Here is a 23,360-nt window from a genome sequence, read left to right on the forward strand (position 1 = left end):
CGGGTAACGTCCACACGGCCCACGAACCCCTGCGCCGAGTCGCGTGGGTTCGGATCGTTCACGAGAGGAAGCACCAGTGCCCACCACCGGACCGTTCGTCGTCGGCGACCGGGTTCAGCTGACCGATGCCAAGGGGCGCAAGTTCACGGTGCTGCTCGACGAGGGAAAGCAGTTCCACACCCACCGCGGTGCCATCTCCCATGACGACCTCATCGGTTCGCCCGAGGGCAGCATCGTCTCCGCGACCAGCGGTACCCAATATCTGGCGCTGCGCCCGCTGCTCGTCGACTACGTGCTCTCGATGCCGCGCGGGGCCCAGGTCATCTACCCCAAGGACGCCGCCCAGATCGTCCTCGAGGGCGACATCTTCCCGGGCGCCCGCGTCCTCGAAGCCGGTGCCGGCTCCGGCGCGCTGACGTGTTCGCTGCTGCGCGCGGTCGGTGCCGACGGTGAGGTCGTCTCCTTCGAGATCCGGGATGACCACGCCGAGCACGCGATCCGCAACGTCGAGACCTTCTTCGGGGGACGGCCGGACAACTGGCACCTCACCGTCGACGATCTGGCGAACGTGGATCGGGACGAACGGTTCGATCGCGTCATCCTGGACATGCTCGCGCCCTGGGAACCGCTCGACGTCGTGCGGACCGTGTTGAAACCAGGCGGGGTCTTGACGGTCTACGTGGCGACCGTCACCCAGTTGTCCCGGGTGATGGAGGCCCTGCGCGAGCAGGAGTGCTGGACCGAGCCCCGGGCCTGGGAGACGCTCCTCCGCGAGTGGAGCGCGGTGGGCCTCGCGGTGCGTCCCGAACACAAAATGCAAGGCCACACGGCTTTTCTGATCACGGCCCGGCGCCTTGCCGACGGCACCACCACACTGCGTCCGCAGCGCCGTCCGAGCAAGGGCTGAGCCCGGTCGCGGAGTAACGGCCAGTCGCCGAGCTGCGCGGTGAAACATCGCGAATACGTTGCGAAGACGCACATTTAACACACCGTCAACACCGGCGATTGCGCGGTGGACGGCGATTCGCCGTCTCGGCCGGTAGCGTAGGGATACGGCGCGAGCATTCCGATCGAGGGATCGGGTGATTGCCGGCGAGAGGAGTCAGCAATGACCGAACCTGACCGCCACGACGCACTGGGGGACCGCGCGTTCCCGAGGGCGCCAGTGCATCCGACGAGGGCTTCGTCCCCGCCTACACTCCGCCCCCGCCGCGGAGCGGCACCGAGTCGCCCCTGTCGCGGAGCGGCCCGGACTCGTCTGCGCGCGGCGCGGCCGGCCGGCCGGCCGGGGATCGTCCAAGAGCGGGTGGACAGCCTCACCGGCACGCAACGCGAAGCTGCTCGACACCCTCAAGGAGGCCCGACAGCAACTCGTCGCTCTCCGCGAGGAGGTCGACCGTCTGGGTCAGCCGCCGAGCGGGTACGGCGTCCTGCTGGACGTGCACCCCGACGCCACCGTCGATGTGTTCACCTCGGGCCGCAAGATGCGCCTCACCTGTTCGCCCAACATCGACACCGACCTGCTGACCAAGGGTCAGACCCTGCGTCTGAACGAGGCCCTGACCATCGTCGAGGCCTGTGAATTCGACACCGTCGGCGAGATCAGCACGCTGCGCGAGGTGCTCGGTGACGGCAAACGCGCCCTGGTCGTCGGTCACGCCGACGAGGAGCGGGTGGTCTGGCTGGCCGAACCGCTGCTGGGCGAGGTCGACGGTGAGGACGGTCTGCGTCGCAAGTTGCGTCCCGGCGACTCACTGCTCATCGACACCAAGGCCGGGTTCGCGTTCGAGCGGGTGCCCAAGGCCGAGGTCGAGGATCTCGTCCTGGAGGAGGTCCCGGACGTCGGTTACGAGGACATCGGTGGCCTGGGCCGCCAGATCGAGCAGATCCGCGACGCCGTCGAACTCCCGTTCCTGCACAAGGACCTGTTCCGCGACTACCAGCTGCGTCCCCCGAAGGGCGTGCTGCTCTACGGTCCGCCCGGCTGTGGCAAGACGCTCATCGCCAAGGCCGTGGCCAACTCCCTGGCGAAGAAGATCGCGCAGGTGCGCGGCGACGACGCCAAGGAGGCGAAGTCGTACTTCCTGAACATCAAGGGCCCCGAGCTGCTCAACAAGTTCGTCGGTGAGACCGAACGGCACATCCGGCTGATCTTCCAGCGGGCGCGCGAGAAGGCTTCGGAGGGCACGCCGGTCATCGTCTTCTTCGACGAGATGGACTCGATCTTCCGCACGCGCGGATCGGGCGTCTCCTCGGACGTGGAGACCACCGTCGTGCCGCAGCTGCTCAGTGAGATCGACGGCGTCGAGGGCCTCGAGAACGTCATCGTGATCGGTGCGTCGAATCGCGAGGACATGATCGACCCCGCGATCCTGCGCCCGGGGCGCCTCGACGTGAAGATCAAGATCGAGCGTCCCGACGCCGAGTCCGCGATCGACATCTTCTCCAAGTACCTCACCGAGGAGCTGCCCATCCACGCCGACGACATCGGCGAGTTCGGGGGCGATCGCACGGCCTGTGTCAACGCGATGATCGAGAAGGTCGTCGAGCGGATGTACGCCGAGAGCGAGGACAACCGGTTCCTCGAGGTCACCTACGCCAACGGCGACAAAGAGATCATGTACTTCAAGGACTTCAACTCCGGCGCGATGATCCAGAACGTCGTCGACCGGGCCAAGAAGTACGCGATCAAGTCGCAACTGGACACGGGTGCACCGGGTCTGCGCGTGCAGCATCTCTTCGACTCCATCCTCGACGAGTTCGCGGAGAACGAGGACCTGCCCAACACGACCAACCCCGACGACTGGGCCCGGATCTCGGGCAAGAAGGGCGAGCGGATCGTCTACATCCGCACGCTGGTCACGGGCAAGAGTGCGGGCGCGAGCCGGGCCATCGACACCGAGACGAACACGGGTCAGTACCTGTAGCGACAGTGGTCTCGACCGAGCAGACAGCCGACTCCCACGGGGTCGGCTGTCTGCTCGACAGAACCGCGTGAACAGCGCCGTCAAGCACTAGAGTTGTCGGCGATGAACAGCACATCGATGGCGCGTGGACGAGTGATCGTCGACGGTGGGGCGCCGCATCCACTGGGCGGCGCTCAGCGCATCACCCTGGGGCGTGAGCCCGACAACGACATCGTGATCAACCATCCGATGGTGTCGCGTCGGCATCTCGCCATCGAGTGGCGCGGTACGGCCTGGTGTCTCGTCGACATCGGCAGCACCAACGGCTTCTTCGTCAACGGCCTGCGGATGGCCGAGTTCATGGTGCCCGGTACGACCCAGGTACGCCTCGGCGACGTGAACACGGGTCCGGTCGTCGACCTCGTGGTCGACGTGCCCGCATCCGGCGGCCGACCGCCCTCGAGTGGTCCCGGACGCAGTGTGCCGTCCCGGCCGGGTCCGCCGGTCTCGCGTCCGATGCAGTCGGGCTACCCGCCGTCAGGTCCTCGCTCGGCGGGGTTCCCGGGCGCGCCTGTCCCGGCCTCAGGCCAGATGCCGGCCCATGCACCGGGCGGGCGACAGTACCGAGTGGACCCGATGCCGCAGGAAGTCCTGAGCGCGCCGCATCTGCAAGCGCTGCAGCAGAACGTGTCGGCGGTCTACCGCCTGCCCGGCGCGCCGACACCGCCCGAGCGCGAGTCGATCTCGCTCCGCGGAGTCCAGCGGATCGGACGCACGCCCGACAACGACATCGTCGTCAGCGACGTCCTGGCGTCCCGGCACCACGCACAGGTGTCCAGCCGCGGGGCGGCCCTCGTGATCGAGGACCTCGGCAGCGTCAACGGAACCTTCGTCAACGGCCGGCGGGTGTCGAGCGCGCAACTGACCGACGGCGACGTCGTCACCATCGGCAACAGCGACTTCGTGGTGTCCGGCGGCACGCTGATGCGCGGGCAGGAGAGCGCCGCGGTCGCCGACGGCCTCCACGTCCACGGTGTGAGTCTCGTCGTGGACGGCGGGAAGCGTCTGCTCGCCGACGTGGACTTCAGCGCCAGTCCGGGCACGCTGACCGCGGTGATCGGCCCCTCGGGCGCGGGTAAGTCGACGGTGTCGAAGATCGCGGCCGGACTCAACTCACCGACGAGCGGCCTGGTCACCTTCGAGAGCCGCAACGTCCACGCCGAATACGACGCTCTGCGCACCCGCATCGGCATGGTGCCGCAGAAGGACGTCCTGCACCACAAGCTCACGCTCCGGCAGGCCTTGCGCTACGCCGCGGAACTGCGCCTGCCACCCGACCTCTCGAAGGCCGATCGGGACCGGGTCATCGACGGGGTGCTCAGCGAGCTGCAGCTGACCGAGCATGTCGACACCCGCGTGGAGAAGCTGTCCGGCGGCCAGCAGAAGCGCGCGTCGGTCGCGATGGAGTTGCTGACGGGTCCGTCACTGCTCATCCTCGACGAACCGACCTCCGGTCTCGACCCCGCACTCGACCGGCAGGTGATGGCGACCCTCCGCCGGCTCGCCGACGCCGGGCGTGTGGTCCTCGTGGTCACGCACTCGCTGACCTATCTGTCCATGTGCGACCAGGTGCTGCTGCTGGCGCCCGGCGGCAAGACGTCCTTCTGCGGCCCGCCCGGACAGGTCGAGGGGGAGATGGGCACCTCCGACTGGGCAGAGATCTTCGCGTACGTCGCCGATCAGCCGGACACCGCACACATGCGGTACCTTGACCGGCACCGCCGAGCGCCGAATCCGCCGCCGCCCCAGCGTCCTCCCGGGCCACCGATACCGGTGCCGCACACGAGCTTCACCCGCCAGTCGTCGACCATCGCCCGACGCCAGGTACGGCTCATCTTCGCCGACGTCGGCTATCTCGTCTTCCTCGTGCTGCTACCCGTCGTGCTCGGCCTGCTCACCTTGGTGATCCCGGGTTCGAGCGGGTTCGCCCGCCTCGAGGTGATCCCGAACGCGCCGCCACCGAAGGACGGCGCGGAGGCGATCCAGATCCTCGTCGTGCTCGTCGTCGGGGCCGCGTTCATGGGGGCCGCGCTGACCGTGCGCGATCTCGTCGGGGAGCGCGACATCTTCGAACGCGAGCGCGCCGTCGGGTTGCGGCCCGGCGCATACCTTTTCGCCAAGATCGTGGTGTTCTTCGTCGCCGCGGTGCTGCAGACGATCATCATGGTCGGCATCACCTTCGCCGGTCGGGGGCTGCCCGACTTCGGCGGTCCGATCCTCCCGCCGCCGCTGGCGTTGCTCGTCGCGGTGGCCGTCCTCGCCTGCGTGAGCACGCTCGTCGGTCTCGCGATCTCGTCGGCGGTCAAATCCAACGAGCAGGTCATGCCGCCGCTGGTCATCGTCGTGATGGTCCAGTTGGTGTTCTGCGGCGGCCTGTTCAAGCTCGACGGCATCGGACTCGAACAGCTGTCGTGGATCTTCCCGTCGTTCTGGGGGTATGTCGCCGCGGCCGGCAGCGTGGACCTCTACAACATCAATGTGGCCGCGCCGCAGCGCATCACGCTGTGGGAGACATCGGTCGCGCACACCGCACTCGCCTACGGGGTGCTCGCGGTGATCAGCGCGCTGCTGCTCGCCTTCACCTATTCGCGGCTGCGATTGAAGAAGCGGTGACCCGCGGCGGCTGACCAGCACTGACGGGCGGTCCGTTCCGTCAGACGTCTCGCATGACGGCGCACAGCACCTTCCGAACGTCGTCGAGGCTGTCGGGGAGGGGTGCGCCGCTCCGCGACGCCGGCAGCACGCGGACGTCCCCGATCTGCCTTCGACGACCGCGGTGTCGGATCGAGGCCCCCTGCGCCGCGAGCACGTTCGCCACCCAGTCCGACCCGGCGCCATAGTTCAGGACGACCCAGAAATCGCGACCCGACGCCAGCGCCATGACCGGCGTCCGGTAGCGGCGGCCACTGCGTCGACCATCGTGTTCGATGACCGCCATACCCGGGACGCGCCCTGCCCACAGCAGCACGATCCGGTTGGTCACGTGCTTGTTGAGCACCGCCACCAGCCGCATGCGTCGCTCACCCAGCATCGAAGCGATCTGCGACGCCGTCCTCGCGACCGTCGACGACACGGTCATCCGGTCCTCCCGTCACTGGCTCGGTTCGACCAGTGTGGCGTGGCGAGGGCGGCGACGGCATCCGGCAAGACCCTGAATCACCCCCGGGGATGGACGGATCCGTCAACCGGTCGTCGCCGGAAAGCGTACGAACCCGAGTTCGGACTCCGACGACAACTGCGGATGGCGGGGCAGCACCCGGACGGTGTAGCCGAGATGACCGGAGGCCGACGGCGGCACCAGTGCGGTGAACACCACCCGGCCCGACGCATCGCGGTCGGGACCGCGGGTCATGTCGGTGAACGTCGGTGCCAGGATCTCGCCGTCGTCGCCGACCCGGCCGAGTACCACCTGCACCGCGACCGACTCGGGCGCGAGATCTCCCAATGCCACATGGGCGGTGATCCAGAGTCCGTCCGCGCGACGCTCGTCCTCGACCCCGGCCACCTGCACCGACGACCATCCGGTCTCCAGGGTCCGGCGATAAGCCGCGAGGTCGCGCGCACCCGCGTAGGAGTCGGCGCATGCGGACTCGTAGGCGCGGGCGGCCGGGCAGTAGAGGTCGGTCGTGTAGTCGCGGACCATGCGCGAGGCGAGTACCTGCGGTCCGAGCCGAGTGAGGGTGTGGCGCATCATCTCCACCCACCGGCGGGGTACACCGTCGTCCGCCCGGCGATAGAAGAGGGGGATCACCGTCTCCTCGAGGAGCGTGTACAGCGCCTGCGCCTCCAGATCGTCGCGACGATGTTCGTCGGTGATCCCCTCCGCGGACGGGATCGCCCACCCGTTGTCGCCGTCGGCCATCTCGTCCCACCAGCCGTCCAGGATCGACAGATTGAGTCCGCCGTTGAGCGCCGATTTCATCCCCGAGGTCCCGCAGGCCTCCATGGGACGGACCGGATTGTTCAGCCACACATCGCAACCGGCGTAGATGAAACGCGCCATCGAGATGTCGTAGTCGGGGAGGAACACGATGCGATCGCGCAGTTCCGGATCCTCGGTGAACCGGACGACCTGCTGGATCAGGGACTTGCCTCCCTCGTCGGCCGGGTGGGCCTTGCCCGCGATGACCAGCTGCACCGGCCGATCGGGATCGGTGAGGATGGTGCGCATGCGTTCGGGATCGCGGAGCATCAGCGTCAGGCGCTTGTAGGTCGCCGCTCGCCGTGCGAATCCGATGGTCAGCACGTGCGGGTCGAACAAGTCGGCGCTCCATGCCAGCTCGGCGTGGGTGAAGCCGCGGTCGAGGCCGCTGGCTAGTGCTCGCCGCCGCACCTCGTCGACTAGTTCCTCGCGCAGCTCCTCGTGCGTTCGCCAGATCGTCTCGTCGGACAGGCCCGCGTACACCTCGGGCGCGGAGTCCTCATCCCCGTCGGCGAAGTCGCGCCACGCCGGGGCCACCCAGGTCGGTCCGTGCACGCCGTTCGTGATCGCGCCGATTGGCACATCGGCGGCGTCGAAACCCGGCCACAGGTCGGCGAACATCTCCCGACTCACCGCACCGTGCAGCTGCGACACCCCGTTGCTGCGTTGCCCGAGCCGAAATCCCATGTGCGCCATGTTGAAGACGCCGGGGTCCGCCTCGTCGCCGAGTTCAGCCACCGTCGCCGCGGCCAGCCCGGGCAGCAGGCGGGATTTGCCGTCGGAGTCGGCGTCGAGGTAACGGGCGACGAGGTCGGCGGGGAAACGGTCGATCCCGGCCGGCACCGGGGTGTGGGTGGTGAACACGTTCGAGGCGCGGACCACCGCTTCCGCGGTGTCGAAGTCGAGCCCGCCGGCCACCAACTCGCGGATGCGTTCCACGCCGAGGAAGCCCGCGTGTCCCTCGTTCATGTGGAACACCGTCGGCTCGGGCCGGCCGGTGATCCGGACGTACTCGCGGAGCGCGCGGACACCGCCGATGCCGAGCAGGATCTCCTGTGCGATCCGGTGTTCCTGATCCCCGCCGTAGAGCCGGTCGGTCACCGCGCGCAGGGCGGCGCCTTCGGGCTCGTCATCGTTGCGATCGATGTCGGAGTCGAGGAGCAGCAACGGGATTCGGCCCACCGACGCCACCCACACCTGGGCCGACAGGGTCGCCCCGCCGGGCATCGCGACCTCGACGATCACCGGCTCCGCGCCGTCGCCCGGGGCGAGGAGCGTGAGGGGCAGGTCGGCGGGATCGTTCACGGGATACCGCTCGATCTGCCAGCCGTCGTGATCGAGGCCTTGGCGGAAGTAACCGGAGCGGTACAGCAATCCGACGCCGATCAGCGGCAGCCCGAGGTCGGAGGCCGCCTTGAGGTGGTCACCGGCGAGGATGCCGAGGCCGCCGGAGTAGATCGGCAGGACCTCGGAGACGCCGAACTCCATCGAGAAGTACGCGATTCCCGGGGGCACCACCCGGTCATGCGCCGAACCGTCCTGTCCCGATGACTCGGCCGCATACCTCTGGAACCACTGCGGTGCATCGAGATACTGCTCGAGGTCGGCGTGTGCCTCGGCGACCCGTGCCACGAAACCCTCGTCGTCGGCCAGCTCGACCAGACGGGCGGGGTCGGTGTCGGCGAGAACCCGGACCGGATCGCCGGTCGACGACCACAGGCGCGGGTCGATGGTGGCGAACAGCTCCTGGGTGGGGGTGTGCCAGGCCCAGCGCAGGTTGTGCGACAACGGCGCGAGGTCGGCGATCCGGTCGGGCAGCGGCACTCGAACGGTGAACCGGCGGAATGCTTTCACGGCGTCGACCGTACTCAGCACGTGCGGTGGTTGCGACCGGTGGCAAGTGAACATCTACCCTCGAAGGATGCAGCGAATCATCGGGACCGAGGTCGAGTACGGAATCTCCGCACCCGGCGACCCGACCGCGAACCCGATCATGACGTCCACCCAGGCGGTTCTCGCCTATGCCGCGGCCGCCGGTGTACCGCGCGCGAAGCGGACACGCTGGGACTACGAGGTGGAGTCGCCGCTTCGCGACGCCCGAGGTTTCGACCTCGGCCGCGGGGCCGGACCCGCACCGATCATCGACGCCGACGAGATCGGCGCGGCCAACATGATCCTCACCAACGGGGCGCGGCTGTACGTCGACCACGCCCACCCGGAGTACTCCGCACCCGAGGTCACCGACCCGATGGACGCGGTCATCTGGGACAAGGCCGGGGAGCGCGTGATGGAGGCCGCGGCTCGTCACGTGGCGAGCGTCCCGGGCGCTCCGAAACTGCAGCTGTACAAGAACAACATCGACGGCAAGGGCGCCTCCTACGGCACCCACGAGAACTACCTGATGGCGCGGGAGACCCCGTTCACCGCCGTCATCGCCGGGCTCACGACCTTCTTCGCGTCCCGGCAGGTGATCACCGGTTCGGGACGCGTGGGTATAGGCCAGTCCGGCGACGAGGCGGGTTATCAGCTGTCGCAGCGGTCGGACTACATCGAGGTCGAGGTCGGGCTGGAGACCACGCTCAAGCGGGGCATCATCAACACCCGCGACGAGCCGCACGCCGACCCCGAGCGATACCGGCGACTCCACGTCATCATCGGCGACGCCAACCTCGCCGAGACCTCGACCTACCTGAAGGTCGGGACCACCGCGCTCGTCCTCGACCTCATCGAGGCCGGGGTCGACTTCTCCGACATCGAGCTCGCGCGGCCGGTGCAGGCCGTCCACACGATCAGTCACGACCCGTCGCTGACGGCCACGGTCGCACTCACCGACGGTCGCGAGCTCACCGGCCTCGCTCTGCAGCGGGAGTATCTGGAGCGTTGTCAGAAGTTCCACGACCAGGAGCACTCCGACGACCAGCGCGCCGCACACGTCCTGCAGACGTGGGCGGACGTGCTCGACCGCCTCGAGCGCGACCCGATGGAGTGCGCCGACATCCTCGACTGGCCCGCGAAGCTGCGCATCCTGGAGGGCTTCCGCCAGCGCGAGAACCTGTCGTGGTCGGCGCCGCGTCTGCAGCTCATCGACCTGCAGTACTCCGACGTCCGGCTCGACAAGGGGCTGTACAACCGGCTCGTCGCGCGCGGGTCGATGAAGCGGCTGACCGACGAGAACGACGTGCTCGCCGCGATCAGCGAGCCGCCGCGGAACACGCGCGCCTACTTCCGCGGCGAGTGTCTGCGCCGGTTCGGCGCCGACGTCGCGGCGGCGAGCTGGGACTCGGTCATCTTCGATCTGGGCGGGGACTCGCTGGTCCGTATCCCCACCCTCGAACCGCTACGCGGCACCGCGGCGCACGTCGGCAAGCTCCTCGACTCGGTGGACTCGGCCGCCGAACTGGTGGATCAGCTCACCACCTGAGCGGCCGCGGCGCCTCGCCGTCTCCGACGGCATGTGCTTCGTTCCGCCACAGTTGTCGTCCCCACAGGTAGTGTGGGAGCACACGATTCCGCAGGGTCGAGACACCGGATCAGCGCCGCGACAGCGACACCCGATCCCGACTCCCTCGACCGCGGTAGCCCGCCAAGGGGCGATCGGTTTCAAGGAGGCAGCAGATGGCGCAGGAACAGACCAAGCGTGGTGGCGGCGGCGACGACGAGGGCGTGGGCCCCGATTCCGGCGCCGGACAGGAACGTCGCGAGAAGCTGGCCGAGGACACCGACGACCTGCTCGACGAGATCGACGACGTGCTGGAGGAGAACGCCGAGGACTTCGTGCGCGCCTACGTCCAGAAGGGCGGCCAGTGAGCGACAGGTTCGGTTCACTGCCCCCGCTGTCCCAGTTCCGCCCCGGCTCGTTCGCCGGCGCCGACATCTCGTCGTTCACCGAATTCCTCCGGACGCATGCGCCGGAACAACTCCCGCAGGCCCAGGTCGACCGGGTGGGGTCGTTCGCCGGCGGCGCCGACGGCGCCGGTGACATCCCGCACGGCACGACGATCGTGGCCGTGTCATACCCGGGTGGGGTCGTCCTCGCCGGGGACCGCCGGGCCACCATGGGCAACCTCATCGCCACGCGCGACGTCAAGAAGGTCTACATCACCGACGAGTACTCGGCGGCCGGGATCGCCGGCACCGCCGGGATCGCGATCGAGATGGTCCGGCTGTTCACCGTCGAACTCGAGCACTACGAGAAGATCGAAGGCGTCCCGCTGACCCTCGACGGCAAGGTCAGCCGGCTGGCCTCGATGGTGCGGGGCAATCTCGGCGCGGCCCTGCAGGGTCTGGCGGCCATTCCGCTGCTCGTCGGCTACGACATCGACCACGACGATCCGAACGAACGCGGACGCATTTTCAGCTTCGACGTCGCGGGTGACCGGCACGAGGAGTTCGGTGGCTACACCGCCATCGGCTCGGGGTCGGTGTTCGCCAAGTCCTCGCTCAAGAAGCTCTACCGACCCGATCTGACCGCCGACGAGGCGCTCGCGATCGCCGTCGAATCGTTGTACGACGCCGCCGACGACGACTCGGCGACCGGCGGGCCCGATCTGGTCCGCAAGATCTTCCCGATGGCCGCCATCGTCGGCGCCGACGGGGCCCGGGAGGTGGACGCGACCGACATCGAGGCGGCGGCACGTGCCGTCGTCGAACGCCGCAGCGCCGAGCACGAGGGGGGTGCCCGATGACCTTCCCGTACTACGCCAGTGCCGAGCAGATCATGCGCGATCGCTCGGAGCTCGCTCGCAAGGGCATCGCCCGGGGACGCAGCGTCGTGATCCTCACGTTCGCCGACGGTGTGCTGTTCGTCGCGGAGAACCCGTCCAACACGCTCCGCAAGACCAGCGAGATCTACGACCGGATCGGTTTCGCGGCGGTGGGCAAGTACAACGAGTTCGAGAGCCTGCGCAAGGCCGGCATCCAGATCGCGGACATGCGCGGCTACAGCTACGACCGTGCCGACGTGTCCGGGCTGTCGCTGGCCAACACCTACGCCAACGCACTGGGCAGCGTCTTCACCGAGCAGGCGAAGCCGTTCGAGGTCGAGCTCTGCGTCGCCGAGGTCGCCCGTCCGGGCAAGCCGAAACGGTCGCAGCTGTACCGGATCTCCTACGACGGGTCGATCACCGACGAGACCCGCTTCCTGGTGATGGGCGGGGCGACCGAACCGATCGCGGCGGCCCTCAAAGACAGCTACGAGCCCGACATGGAGCTCGGCCGGGCGATCGGCGTCGCGGTCACCGCCCTGACGGCGCCGGCCGACAACGGTGGCGGGACCCCGACCGAACGTCGGGTGCTCGCCGCGGGCGACCTCGAGGTCGCCGTCCTCGACCACAACCGTCCGCGGCGCGCGTTCCGGCGCCTCACGACGTCCACGGTCGAAGGGCTCCTCCCGCAGGCTGCGGCGGCCCAGTCCTCGGATACACCGTCCGAGGTGGACGAAGCCCCTGGTGAGACGCCATCCTCCGAACAGTGACGAGAACGCCGCGGCGCGCGGCGGCCGGTGCGTGTCGACCGGTCCGCCGCGGTCCGCGCGAGTAGGGTTGGTCAAGTGCAGCGACGAATCATGGGCATCGAGACCGAGTTCGGTGTCACGTGCACCTTCCACGGCCACCGCCGCCTGAGTCCGGACGAGGTCGCGCGGTACCTATTCCGCCGGGTCGTGTCGTGGGGCCGGTCCTCGAACGTCTTCCTGCAGAACGGCGCTCGCCTCTATCTCGACGTCGGATCGCATCCCGAATACGCCACCGCGGAGTGCGACAGCCTCATCCAGCTGATCAACCACGACCGCGCGGGCGAACTGGTTCTCGAGGACCTGCTCGTCGATGCCGAACAACGCCTGGCCGACGAGGGCATCGGCGGCGACATCTATCTGTTCAAGAACAACACCGACTCGGCCGGCAACTCCTATGGATGCCACGAGAATTATCTCGTCGTGCGGGCGGGGGAGTTCTCCCGCATCTCCGACGTCTTGTTGCCGTTCCTCGTGACGCGCCAGCTGATCTGTGGTGCGGGCAAGGTTCTGCAGACCCCCAAGGCCGCGACCTTCTGCCTGTCCCAGCGCGCCGAGCACATCTGGGAGGGCGTCTCCTCGGCGACCACCCGGTCGCGCCCGATCATCAACACGCGCGACGAGCCGCACGCCGACGCCGAGAAGTACCGCAGGCTGCACGTCATCGTCGGCGACTCGAACATGTCGGAGATGACCACACTTCTCAAGGTCGGTTCGGCGGCTCTCGTCCTGGAGATGATCGAGGCCGGTGTCGCGTTCCGGGACTTCGCGCTCGACAATCCGATCCGCGCCATCCGCGAGGTCAGCCATGACCCGACGGGGCGACGCCCGGTGCGCCTCGCCGGCGGTCGGCAGGCCAGCGCCCTCGACATCCAGCGCGAGTATCACGCACGCGCCGTCGAGCACCTCACCAACCGCCGACCAGACCCCGAGATGGACATGGTCGTGGACCTGTGGGGACGGATGCTCGACGCCGTGGAGAGCGACGACTTCGCCAAGGTCGACACCGAGGTCGACTGGGTCATCAAGCGCAAGCTGTTCCAGCGCTACCAGGATCGGTACTCGATGGAGCTCTCGGATCCGAAGATCGCGCAGCTCGACCTGGCGTTCCACGACATCAAACGCGGCCGCGGCGTGTTCGACGTCCTGATGCGCAAGGGGCTGGTCGCCGGCGACCACCGACGAGGCCATCAAGACCGCGGTCAACGAGCCGCCGCAGACCACCCGCGCCAAGCTCCGGGGCGACTTCATCTCGGCCGCGCAGAAAGCCGGGCGTGACTTCACCGTCGACTGGGTTCACCTCAAGCTCAACGACCAGGCCCAGCGGACGGTGCTGTGCAAGGACCCGTTCCGCAGTGTCGACGAGCGCGTCGATCGCCTCATCGCCTCGATGTGAGCGCCGGGTCACCGGCGAACCCAGCGTGCCTCCGCACGCGGTGAACGGCCACGTTCTAACCTGACTCGGTGGCAACCCCCAAAGTCGAGCGTCTGCTCAACCTCGTGATCTGCCTGCTGTGGACGCGACAGTACGTCACCGCCGACTACATCCGCCGCAACGTCGCGGGCTATTCGGACGACGGGCAGTCCGACGAGGCGTTCAACCGGATGTTCGAGCGGGACAAGAACGAGCTACGAGATCTCGGGATCCCCCTCGTGACCGGCCGTTCGCCGATGGCGGCCGGCGCCGAGGGATACCGCATCGACCGCGACTCGTACGAGTTGCCGGAGGTTTCGCTGGAGTCCGACGAGGCCGCGGCGATCGCCATGGCCGCCGCGCTGTGGGACACCCCCGAGGTCTCGACGCTGTCGCAGACGGCGATCCTCAAGCTCCGGGCCGCCGGGCTCGATGTCCGCTCCGAGGACGATCTGGGGATCACCTCGGGCGGGTCATCACGATCGCTCGGCTCCGAAGAGGTCATCGCCGGCCTGCTCGCCGCGGTCCAGGACCGCCGTGCCGTCGAGTTCCAACATCGATCGTCTGCCGCGGCCGCCCCGACCACCCGACGCGTCGAACCGTGGGGGGTCGTGTCACACCGGGGCCGCTGGTACGTCGTCGGCCACGACCGTGACCGCGACGCCACCCGGACCTTCCGGCTGTCGCGGATCACGGCGGTCGCCGCGGTCGGTGCCGCCGACGCGGTCGTGGTCCCGGCCGGCACTGATCTCCAGCAGATCGTCTCCGCGGCGGTCGATTCCGCTGCCGGTTCGGACGGACGGGTCGCGCGGATCTGGGTCGCGGCCGACCGGGCATTCGGCCTCCGCAGGGCCGCGACGACGACTGAACCCGCCGACTTCGACGGCGAACGCGGCGACATCGTGACCCTCGACATCCACTCGCTGACCGCGGTGGCACGGATGGTGCTTGGTGTGGGCCGCGATGCGGTCGTCCTCGATCCACCCGAGCTGCGCGAGCTCGTCATCGCGAGCCTCGACCGTCTGATGGGGGTGAGCGTCTGATGGCCGCGGCAGCGCCGTCGAGACTCAACCGACTGCTGGCGATGGTCCCGTATTTCCAGGCCCGCCGGGGCATCTCGGTTGCTCAGGCCGCCGACGAACTCGGGGTCACGCAAGCGCAGCTCACGAAGGACCTCGAGCTGCTCTTCGTCTGCGGGCTACCGGGCTATTACCCCGACGACCTGATCGAGCTCGAGTTCAGCGAGGGGTACGTGACGGTCGGGTTCACCGCGGGCATGGACCGGCCACTGCGGCTGACGACCGTGGAGGCGAGCACGCTCCTCGTCGCGCTGCGGGCGCTGGTCGAGACCCCCGGGGTCGTCGATGTGGCCGCGGCCAGGCGGGCCATCGCCAAGATCGAGCAGGCGGTGGGTGCGACGGTGCCGGGGGTCGCGGGCGCGTCCGACACGCCCGCCGGCCCGTCGGGGGAGAACCCCACGTACACGACGATCCGGGAGGCCACCAAGAAAGCGCGGGCATTGCGGCTGCGCTACTACTCGGCCGGACGCGACAGCGTCACCGACCGCGTGGTCGACCCCATCCGCCTGCAGGTCATGGACCAGCACACCTATCTCGAGGCCTGGTGCCGGATGGCCGAAGGCGTGCGGTTGTTCCGATTCGACCGCGTCGACACCGCGACCGCCCTCGACGAGCCGAGCCGTCCGCCGGCCGAGGCGGCGGCGTCGAATCAGTCGGTGCTCGTCGCCGAGGACCCCGACCTCCCGGCCGTCGAGATCGAGATCGACGCCGATCACCTGTGGATTCTCGATTACTACCCGCTCGAACCCCTCGAGACTGTCGAGGACCGGCCCGATCCAGGTCTCCCCGTCCGCGCCCGGTTGGTCTACGGCTCGCCGGAATGGCTCACCCGATTCCTGCTCGGATTCGCCGGCGCCGTGCGGGTCGTCGATGACCCGGCGATTGCCGCCGCGGTCGCCGACACCGCGGAGGCCGCCCGCGGGCGTTATCGCTGAGACCGGCCACGGCTGGGCCCTTCCGGCCCGGCGTGTGTCGGGTAGCATTGGACACTGTCTGCTCCGAACTGAAGGGTGATCTCATGGGCTTCACGTCATGGTGGCACTGGGCGATCGTCGCCATCGTGCTGCTGATCCTGTTCGGCTCGAAGAAGCTGCCGGACGCCGCCCGTGGTCTGGGACAGTCGCTGCGCATCTTCAAGAGCGAGGTCAAGGAGATGCAGAAGGACGACGACAAGGACGCGCCGGCCACCGCCGACGCGGCCGCGACCGATCCGGCACGACGCGAGCTGCCCGCGGGTGACTCGACCCAGCCGGCCACGCAGCGCGACGCCGACGCCAAGAAATCGGCTTAGGGGCGCGTCGGAGCATCGCCAGTGCGCACTCTCCCGATTCCCCGACGCCTCGACCCGCGGCAACGCAAGCGAAAACTCAATCCCGACGGCACCATGTCGTTGGTCGAGCACCTGTACGAGTTGCGCACTCGTATGGTCATCTCGCTGCTGGCCATCATCGCCACCACCATCTTCGGGTTCGTCTGGTACAGCCACGGCTTCCTGGGCATCCCGTCGCTCGGCGACGTCCTGCGCGGGCCGTACTGCGATCTGCCTGCGTCGTCACGCGCGACGCTGACCCCGGATGATTCGTGTCGCCTTCTGGCGACCGGTCCGTTCGACCAGTTCATGCTCCGGTTGAAGGTCGCGCTGACCGCGGGTGTGGTCCTCGCCTGCCCGGTGTGGATCTACCAGATCTGGCAGTTCATCACTCCGGGTCTGCACGCCCACGAACGTCGCTACGGCATCATGTTCGTCGCGATGGCGACGACCCTGTTCGTCAGCGGCGCGGTGCTCGCTTATCTGGTCGTCGCCAAGGCCTTCGACTTCCTGCTGACGGTCGGTAACGAGGTCCAGGTCACGGCACTCGCCGGTGACCAGTACTTCGGCTTCATGCTCAACGTCCTGGTGATCTTCGGCGTCAGCTTCGAACTCCCGCTCCTGATCATCGCGCTGAACGTCGTCGGCGTGCTGACCTACGCCCGGTTGAAGAGCTGGCGCCGCGGGCTCATCTTCGCGGTCTTCGTCTTCGCCGCGATCGCGACACCGGGCCAGGATCCGTTCACGATGCTCGCACTGGCCCTCGCGCTCACCGTGCTGCTCGAGTTCGCGATCCAGTTCGCGCGGATCTTCGACCGACGCAAGGCGAAGAAGGCGCCCGCATGGGCGGGCCTCTCCGATGACGAGGCCAGCCCACTGCCGCCGACGAAACCGATCGCCCCGGCATCGCCGATCCCGGCGCCGGCGAACGCGGTCGCCAACGCCACCCGTACGTCGACGCGGGCACGCGAGACCTTCGACGACGTCCTGTGACCCAACTCGACTCGTTCACGTCGAGACTCGCTTTCCGCCTCGACGACTTCCAGCGCCGCGCGTGTGAGGCGCTCGAGGGCGGCCACGGTGTGCTGGTGTGCGCACCGACCGGCGCGGGTAAGACCATCGTCGGCGAGTTCGCCGTCCATCTGGCCCTGGCCGGTGGCTCGAAGTGCTTCTACACCACGCCGATCAAGGCGCTCAGCAACCAGAAGTACAACGATCTCGTTGCCGTCCACGGGCACGAGTCGGTCGGGCTACTCACCGGCGACAGTTCGATCAATCCCGATGCCCCGGTTGTCGTCATGACGACCGAGGTCGTCCGCAACATGATCTACGCCGAATCACGGGCCCTGGACGGTCTGTCCCACGTCGTCATGGACGAGGTCCACTTCCTGGCGGACCGGTTCCGCGGGGCGGTGTGGGAAGAGGTGATCCTGCACCTCGAACCGTCGGTGCGGGTCGTCAGTCTGTCGGCGACGGTGAGCAACGCCGAGGAGTTCGGCGACTGGATCCAGACGGTCCGCGGTGACACCTCGGTGATCGTCGACGAACACCGTCCGGTGCCGCTGTCCCAGCACATGCTCGTCGGGCAGCGACTGTTCGACCTGTTCGATCCGGCCGACACCGGTCCGGCCCGCAAGGCCGGCACGCGTCCGCGCGTCAATCCGGAGCTCAAACGCCAGATCCGGCACCGGATCCTGATGGCCGACGACGAGCGGGAGGCGTCGCGCGGCCGTGGCCGAGGACGTGGCGGCGCGCCCCGTCGGCGCGACGGACGGGGACCCGCGCTCTCCCGGCCGAACCTCGTCACGCGACTCGACCGCGAGGGGTTGCTCCCGGCGATCGGGTTCATCTTCTCCCGTGTCGGGTGCGACGCCGCCCTGGCGCAGTGTCTGCGATCCGGGATCTCGCTTCTCACACCCGCCGAGATCGGCGAGGTCGACGCGATCGTCGACCGCCATCTCACCGAACTGGCACCGGCCGACCTCGACGTGCTGGGGGTGCATGAGTGGCGCGAGGGGCTGCGACGCGGACTCGCCTCGCACCATGCGGGCATGCTCCCGACCTTCCGGCACACGGTCGAGGAACTGTTCGTGCGCGGCCTGGTCCGGATGGTGTTCGCCACCGAGACGCTCGCGCTCGGCATCAACATGCCCGCTCGCTCGGTGGTTCTCGAGCGTCTCGTGAAGTACAACGGCGAATCGCACGTCGACCTGACGCCCGGCGAGTTCACGCAGCTGACCGGTCGCGCCGGCCGTCGCGGGATCGACGTCGAGGGTCACGCCGTCGTGGTGTGGACACCCGAGGTGGTTCCGGAGGAGGTCGCCGGCCTCGCCGGCGCGCGGACGTTCCCGCTGCGGAGTTCGTTCTCCCCGGAATACAACATGGCGGTCAACCTGCTCGGTCGATTGGGCCTGGACGGCGCGCGTGAGCTGCTCCATCGGTCGTTCGCCCAGTTCCAGGCCGATCGATCGGTCGTCGGTCAGGCGCGAAAGCTGGACGAGGCGCAACGGGCACTGCGCAAGCTCGACGGCGAGCTGGCCCGCGCCGCGCAAGCTCGGGGGTTGGAACCCGGTGGCGCCGAATCGGATTCGGACGACGGTCCGTACGCGGGCTTCCTGGGTTACATCACTTTGCGCGAGGACATCCGCCGCCGTGAACGAGATCTGAAGTACCGCAAGCGGGTCAATACACACGACGCCATCACCGCCGACCTGGCCGCACTCAAACGTGGTCATGTCATCGGCGTACCCGTCGGCCGGCACCGCGGTCTGGCTGTCATCATCGAACCGGCCACGCAGGCGCAGGATCCGAAGCCGCTCGTACTGACCGAGGACGCCTGGTGCGGACGCGTCGGTACCCGCGACTTCGTCAACCCGCCCGAGGTGCTGGGCAACATGCGGATGCCGAAGAACGCCGACCGGCGCACCGGGCGCGGTCGCCGCGACCTGGCGTCGGCGTTGCGATCGACCGGCATCGAGATGCCGCGCGGACGTCAGAAGAAGCGCGCCGACGCCGCCGACGACACCGAACTCGCGAACCTTCGGCGAACCCTGCGCGCGCACCCGGCACATCAGCTGTCCAACGGTGACGAGCTGTTCCGGCTCGCCGAACGCCGTAACCGGCTGGTGCGCGACATCGTCAACGCCGAGCGGAGCATCGGGGAGCGGACGTCCACCCTCGGGGTCACCTTCGATCACATCGTCGGCGTCCTCAGCGAGCTGGGATATCTCGAGCGCGTCGCCGAGTCGACCGAGTCCACCGGGCACACGATGATGGTGACCGATTCGGGCAAGCTGCTCGGCCGTATCTACAGCGAGAGCGACCTGGTCGTGACCGAGTGCATCCGAGCCGGGGTCTGGGACGAGTTGTCACCCCCCGACCTCGCCGCAGTCGTCGCCGCACTCGTCTACGAGAGCCGGCGCGACAGTTACAGCGGGGTCGACGCCCTGCCCGGCAGCAGCTCGATGCGTGCGGCGATGGCCGCGACCGTCGAGATCTGGTCGCGGGTCACCGCGGTCGAGCAGCGTCATCGGGTCAGTCCGACACGCGAACCCGACACCGGTTTCTCGGTCGCCGTGGCCACGTGGGCGTCGGGTCGTTCGCTCGGCGAGGCCCTGTTGCTGGCGGGCGAACGCGGACAGCTGCTCTCTCCGGGCGACTTCGTGCGGTGGAACCGGCAGGTCGTGGACCTGCTCGAACAGATCCGACTCGGGGTGGGCTCCGACACGCGCCTCGGTGGGACGGCGCGGGCAGCGGTCAAGGCCATCCGCCGCGGCGTGGTCGCCGCCGAGCTCGGCTGAACCGCGCCGTCGACCTCCGCCGACGAGTGTGGGCCGGTGTCGGTTCACCGGACGACGCGACGCCGGGCCACGCGCGATGTTCGCTGATAGTCCCAGGCCGCTGAGGTAACGTTCATCCCGCATTCGGTGTCGGCGTGTCCTGCCCCGATACTGCCGCGACGTCACAGTTCGCCGGCACCCGTCCGGGTGAACGGCCGAGTGGGAGGGACTCATGACCGACCCGTACAACCCCAACCCGTCCCAGCCGAATCCCTCCGGTGATCAGTCCGGTCCCGACGGCAAGACCGAGATCGTGAACCTCCCCGGCGCCACTCCGACGGGCGCCCCGCAGGCCGACCCGACCACGATGGCCCCCAACCCGGGCTCCGCCAACCCCGGGTCACAGAACCCGGGTTATGGTCAGCCGCAACAGAATCCGTACCAACAGAATCCCTACCAGCAGAACCCGTACCAGCAGCCGGGTGGGCCGACGGGCCAGCCGCCCCAGTCGGCCCCGTCCCAATCCCAGCCGACTCAGGTCGGTCATCCCGGCGGACAACCGGGGCAGTACGGACAACCGGCCGGTCAGCCCTACGGTCAGTATGGCGCCGAGCAATACGGAGCCGGTCAGTACGGGGGACCGGGTCAGTACGGGCCCGGTCAGTACGGGGCACCCGGACAGTACGGCCAGCAGCCCCCCGGCCAGGATCCGTACGCCCAGAACCAGTACGCCCAGAACCAATACGGACAGAACCAATACGGGGGCGGCGACCAGTTCAGCGGGATGGCGACCGGGAAGTCGAACAAGACCGCCCGGACGCTGATGTTCGTCGGCGGCGGCGCGCTGCTCCTCATCGCCGCGATCGTGCTGATCACCGCATTCCTCTTCCCCGGATGGGCACCGAAGAACCTCGATCAGCAGGCGGCGCAGGACGGCGTGCAGAAGATCCTCACCGAGGACTACCAGGCCAGCGACGTCTCCGACGTCCAGTGCCCGTCGGGGCAGCGGGTGGAGACCGGAGCATCGTTCACGTGCTCCGTCACCGTCGGCGGGCAGCAGCAGCAGGTCACCGTCACCTTCATCGACGACGACGGCCGCTACGAGGTCTCGCGCCCCAGCTGACTCGACCGGCTGTGAGCTCCAGCCTCAACCGACTGTGACATCCGGCCTCAGCCCGGCTGCGACATGTGGCCTCAGCCGGCCTGGGGCCAGCCGAGAGCCTTGGCCAGCCTCCCCACCGACGCTCCGATACCCAGCTCCTCGACGAGCTCCGCGAGGGCCGCGGGGTCGGCGGGCTCGGCCGGGAGGATGTCCGAACCGCTGTCGATCGTCTCGGCGTCGGTGCGCACGGAGACGACGGTCCGCGCCGCCTGCAGGTACTCGACCGAGGCGAGCAGTGCCTTGCGGCTCCGTGTCGGAACCGATGACGACGGGTCGGCGGCAGCCGCCTCCAGTGCGTCGAGGCTGCCGTACTCGGTGATCAGTTTCGCCGCGGTCTTCTCGCCGATACCGGCCACGCCCGGCAGACCGTCCGAGGGATCTCCGCGCAACATCGACATCTCCGCGTAGCCGATACCCGCGCGCTCGACCGGCACGCCGTATTTCTCGGCGACCTCCACCGGGCCCATCATCTCGGCCTTCGCCAGACCGCGGCCGACGTACAGGACGCGCACCGGGACGGGATCGTCGGCGACCACCTGCAGCAGGTCCCGGTCACCGCTGACCACGATCACCGGATCGTTCGCCTCGTCGTAGGCGAGCGTGCCGATCACGTCGTCGGCCTCACAACCGACGGCGCCCGAGGTGGCGATGCCCGCCGCCGACAGAACGGCCATGATCATGTCGACCTGCGGGGTGAGCGTGTCGGGTACCTCTTCGACGTCGATGTCCCGGCCCTCGACGTCGGTCCCACCGTCGGGGACCGCGACGCGATGGGCCTTGTAGGTGGGGATCAGGTCGGTGCGGAACTCGGGGCGCCAGTCGAGATCGAGGCACACCACCAAGCGTGTCGGGCGTTCGCGCACCACGAGATTGGCGATCGTGTCGACGAAACCGCGTACCGCGTTGACCGGTCGCCCATCCGGGCTGGTCATCTTCTCCGGCAGCGCGAAGAACGATCGGAACCACAGGCTGGCGCCGTCGAGCAGCATCAACGAATCCGTCACCCTCACACTCTGTCATGAGTCGGCGGTAGTGTTCGTCGCATGGCATCTGGGAGTGGGGCAGCACGGGTCGCGACGGCGGGCGAGGGGACCGGAGCCGGGCCACTCTTCGAGGCGCAGGTCTATCGCGACCGGGTCCGCCGCGCCGCCGAACTCACCCGCGCCGCGGAGTTGGACGCGCTGGTCGTCGCCCCCGGGCCGGACCTGCGGTACCTCATCGGTTCCCGGGCGGAGACCTTCGAACGGCTCACGGCGCTCGTGATCCCCGCGACCAGTGATCCCCGATTGGTGATCGCGCGGCTCGAGGTCCCGTCGCTGTCGTCCTCCGCGGTCGGCGATCTCGACATCGAGGTGGCCGACTGGGTCGACGGCGACGACGCCCACGCTCTCGCATTGGCCGGATTGCCGTCGCAGCCGCGGATCGCGGTCTCCGACTCCATGCCCGCCCTCCACGTCATCCCGCTGGCCCGACACACCGGCGCCACACCGCAATTGGCGACCGACGTGCTCCGCGAACTGCGAATGATCAAAGACGCCGCGGAGATCGACGCGCTCCGCCGCGCGGGTGCCGCGATCGACCGGGTGCACTCGCGGATGGGGGACTGGCTGATCCCCGGCCGCACCGAACGCGAGGTCGCCGCCGACATCGCCGCCGCGATCCTCGAGGAGGGACACACCGAGGCGGCCTTCATCATCGTCGGGTCGGGACCGAATGGAGCCGATCCCCACCACGAATTCTCCGACCGGGTCATCGAGCGGTCCGACATCGTCGTGATCGACATCGGCGGCCCGGTCGAGCCGGGCTACAACTCCGACTCGACGCGCACCTACTGCTTCGACGATCCGCCCGCCGACATCGCCGACGCCTACGCCGCCCTGCTCGAGGCCCAACGCGCGGCGGTGGCCGCCGTCCGGCCGGGGGTGAGCGCGTCCTCGATCGACGCGGCGGCGCGTGATCTCCTCGCGGAGCGCGGCCTGGCCGATCGGTTCATCCACCGGACGGGCCACGGGATCGGGCTGTCGGTACACGAGGAGCCGTACATCGTCGGCGGCAACGACATCCCGTTGCGCACCGGCATGGCGTTCAGCGTCGAGCCGGGGGTGTACGTGCCCGGTCACTGGGGTGCCCGCATCGAGGACATCGTCGTCGTGACCGATGACGGCTGCGAGTCGCTGAACAACCGCCCGCACGAACTCGTCCGGTTGTAGGCGAAATTCG

At 68.6% G+C, this 23,360-nt stretch carries 16 protein-coding genes and 2 pseudogenes; 15 read left to right on the forward strand and 3 right to left on the reverse strand.

The window, feature by feature from the left end; all coding sequences use genetic code 11:
- The first annotated feature begins 76 nt into the window (after positions 1-76).
- From QAD21_RS11845 to QAD21_RS11855, 3 genes and pseudogenes are all read left to right on the forward strand, one after another.
- On the forward strand, positions 77-907 hold the full coding sequence (locus tag QAD21_RS11845) for a tRNA (adenine-N1)-methyltransferase (protein ID WP_065632207.1): 831 nt from the start codon (positions 77-79) through the stop codon (positions 905-907).
- Positions 908-1,108: 201 nt separating this feature from the next.
- Positions 1,109-2,927: pseudogene (gene arc / locus QAD21_RS11850) on the forward strand (proteasome ATPase).
- A 117-nt stretch (positions 2,928-3,044) separates the two neighbouring features.
- Positions 3,045-5,579 carry an FHA domain-containing protein gene (locus QAD21_RS11855; protein WP_068970066.1) on the forward strand — a complete coding sequence of 845 codons (2,535 nt, stop codon included), beginning with the start codon at positions 3,045-3,047 and terminating at the stop codon, positions 5,577-5,579.
- A gap of 40 nt (positions 5,580-5,619) precedes the next feature.
- Here the strand turns inward: QAD21_RS11855 and QAD21_RS11860 are convergent, their stop codons facing one another.
- Both QAD21_RS11860 and glgP read right to left on the reverse strand, forming a co-directional pair.
- Positions 5,620-6,045, reverse strand: a complete 426-nt coding sequence (locus QAD21_RS11860; RefSeq protein ID WP_068970062.1) for a nitroreductase family deazaflavin-dependent oxidoreductase — start codon at positions 6,043-6,045, stop codon at positions 5,620-5,622.
- 102 nt (positions 6,046-6,147) lie between these two features.
- On the reverse strand, positions 6,148-8,742 hold the full coding sequence (gene glgP / locus QAD21_RS11865) for an alpha-glucan family phosphorylase (RefSeq protein ID WP_068970067.1): 2,595 nt from the start codon (positions 8,740-8,742) through the stop codon (positions 6,148-6,150).
- Positions 8,743-8,809: 67 nt separating this feature from the next.
- Here glgP and dop point away from each other — a divergent pair, with 67 nt between their 5' ends.
- The 11 genes and pseudogenes from dop (at position 8,810) to QAD21_RS11920 (ending at position 21,101) form a co-directional block, all read left to right on the forward strand.
- Positions 8,810-10,309 carry a depupylase/deamidase Dop gene (gene dop / locus QAD21_RS11870; RefSeq protein WP_058250430.1) on the forward strand — a complete coding sequence of 500 codons (1,500 nt, stop codon included), beginning with the start codon at positions 8,810-8,812 and terminating at the stop codon, positions 10,307-10,309.
- Between the two features lie 194 nt (positions 10,310-10,503).
- Complete coding sequence (locus tag QAD21_RS11875; RefSeq protein ID WP_004019064.1) at positions 10,504-10,695, forward strand: ubiquitin-like protein Pup; 192 nt, start codon at positions 10,504-10,506, stop codon at positions 10,693-10,695.
- The gene (gene prcB, locus QAD21_RS11880) at positions 10,692-11,573 is read left to right on the forward strand and encodes a proteasome subunit beta (protein WP_068970063.1); all 882 of its coding nucleotides are present in this window, start codon (positions 10,692-10,694) and stop codon (positions 11,571-11,573) included. The genes QAD21_RS11875 and prcB overlap by 4 nt, the downstream gene beginning before the upstream one ends.
- A complete protein-coding gene (gene prcA / locus QAD21_RS11885; RefSeq protein ID WP_058250432.1) occupies positions 11,570-12,361 on the forward strand; it encodes a proteasome subunit alpha in 792 nt (263 codons plus the stop codon). The genes prcB and prcA overlap by 4 nt, the downstream gene beginning before the upstream one ends.
- Positions 12,362-12,436: 75 nt before the next feature.
- A pseudogene (gene pafA / locus QAD21_RS11890) lies at positions 12,437-13,793 on the forward strand (Pup--protein ligase).
- A gap of 68 nt (positions 13,794-13,861) precedes the next feature.
- Positions 13,862-14,854, forward strand: a complete 993-nt coding sequence (locus tag QAD21_RS11895) for a WYL domain-containing protein (RefSeq protein ID WP_068969984.1) — start codon at positions 13,862-13,864, stop codon at positions 14,852-14,854.
- Positions 14,854-15,825 (forward strand): WYL domain-containing protein, encoded by a 972-nt coding sequence (locus QAD21_RS11900; RefSeq protein ID WP_280361525.1) that lies wholly within the window; start codon positions 14,854-14,856, stop codon positions 15,823-15,825. Before QAD21_RS11895 ends, QAD21_RS11900 begins: the two co-directional genes overlap by 1 nt.
- Before the next feature lie 83 nt (positions 15,826-15,908).
- The gene (gene tatA / locus QAD21_RS11905; protein WP_280361527.1) at positions 15,909-16,181 is read left to right on the forward strand and encodes a Sec-independent protein translocase subunit TatA; all 273 of its coding nucleotides are present in this window, start codon (positions 15,909-15,911) and stop codon (positions 16,179-16,181) included.
- A gap of 93 nt (positions 16,182-16,274) precedes the next feature.
- Positions 16,275-17,192 carry a twin-arginine translocase subunit TatC gene (gene tatC, locus QAD21_RS11910; protein ID WP_091344258.1) on the forward strand — a complete coding sequence of 306 codons (918 nt, stop codon included), beginning with the start codon at positions 16,275-16,277 and terminating at the stop codon, positions 17,190-17,192.
- The gene (locus tag QAD21_RS11915; RefSeq protein WP_280361529.1) at positions 17,189-19,999 is read left to right on the forward strand and encodes a DEAD/DEAH box helicase; all 2,811 of its coding nucleotides are present in this window, start codon (positions 17,189-17,191) and stop codon (positions 19,997-19,999) included. The genes tatC and QAD21_RS11915 overlap by 4 nt, the downstream gene beginning before the upstream one ends.
- Positions 20,000-20,210: 211 nt before the next feature.
- Positions 20,211-21,101, forward strand: coding sequence for a DUF4333 domain-containing protein (locus tag QAD21_RS11920; protein WP_280361531.1), 891 nt, complete (start codon positions 20,211-20,213; stop codon positions 21,099-21,101).
- 71 nt (positions 21,102-21,172) lie between these two features.
- Here QAD21_RS11920 and QAD21_RS11925 read toward each other — a convergent pair whose 3' ends face one another.
- On the reverse strand, positions 21,173-22,129 hold the full coding sequence (locus tag QAD21_RS11925; protein WP_058250584.1) for a 5'-3' exonuclease: 957 nt from the start codon (positions 22,127-22,129) through the stop codon (positions 21,173-21,175).
- Positions 22,130-22,183: 54 nt separating this feature from the next.
- Here QAD21_RS11925 and QAD21_RS11930 point away from each other — a divergent pair, with 54 nt between their 5' ends.
- Complete coding sequence (locus QAD21_RS11930; RefSeq protein ID WP_280361533.1) at positions 22,184-23,350, forward strand: Xaa-Pro peptidase family protein; 1,167 nt, start codon at positions 22,184-22,186, stop codon at positions 23,348-23,350.
- Positions 23,351-23,360: the final 10 nt, after the last annotated feature.

Origin of the sequence: Gordonia sp. SMJS1 (genome assembly GCF_029866425.1) — a bacterium.
GTDB classification, from domain to species: domain Bacteria; phylum Actinomycetota; class Actinomycetes; order Mycobacteriales; family Mycobacteriaceae; genus Gordonia; species Gordonia hongkongensis.

Coding starts and splice junctions, on each gene's coding strand:
- QAD21_RS11920 (WP_280361531.1), top strand. CDS start 20,211: ATGACCGACCCGTACAACCCCAACCCGTCCCAGCCGAATCCCTCCGGT.
- dop (WP_058250430.1), top strand. CDS start 8,810: ATGCAGCGAATCATCGGGACCGAGGTCGAGTACGGAATCTCCGCACCC.
- QAD21_RS11900 (WP_280361525.1), top strand. CDS start 14,854: ATGGCCGCGGCAGCGCCGTCGAGACTCAACCGACTGCTGGCGATGGTC.
- QAD21_RS11855 (WP_068970066.1), top strand. CDS start 3,045: ATGGCGCGTGGACGAGTGATCGTCGACGGTGGGGCGCCGCATCCACTG.
- QAD21_RS11930 (WP_280361533.1), top strand. CDS start 22,184: ATGGCATCTGGGAGTGGGGCAGCACGGGTCGCGACGGCGGGCGAGGGG.
- QAD21_RS11860 (WP_068970062.1), bottom strand. CDS start 6,045: ATGACCGTGTCGTCGACGGTCGCGAGGACGGCGTCGCAGATCGCTTCG.
- tatA (WP_280361527.1), top strand. CDS start 15,909: ATGGGCTTCACGTCATGGTGGCACTGGGCGATCGTCGCCATCGTGCTG.
- QAD21_RS11875 (WP_004019064.1), top strand. CDS start 10,504: ATGGCGCAGGAACAGACCAAGCGTGGTGGCGGCGGCGACGACGAGGGC.
- QAD21_RS11925 (WP_058250584.1), bottom strand. CDS start 22,129: ATGCTGCTCGACGGCGCCAGCCTGTGGTTCCGATCGTTCTTCGCGCTG.
- tatC (WP_091344258.1), top strand. CDS start 16,275: ATGTCGTTGGTCGAGCACCTGTACGAGTTGCGCACTCGTATGGTCATC.
- prcA (WP_058250432.1), top strand. CDS start 11,570: ATGACCTTCCCGTACTACGCCAGTGCCGAGCAGATCATGCGCGATCGC.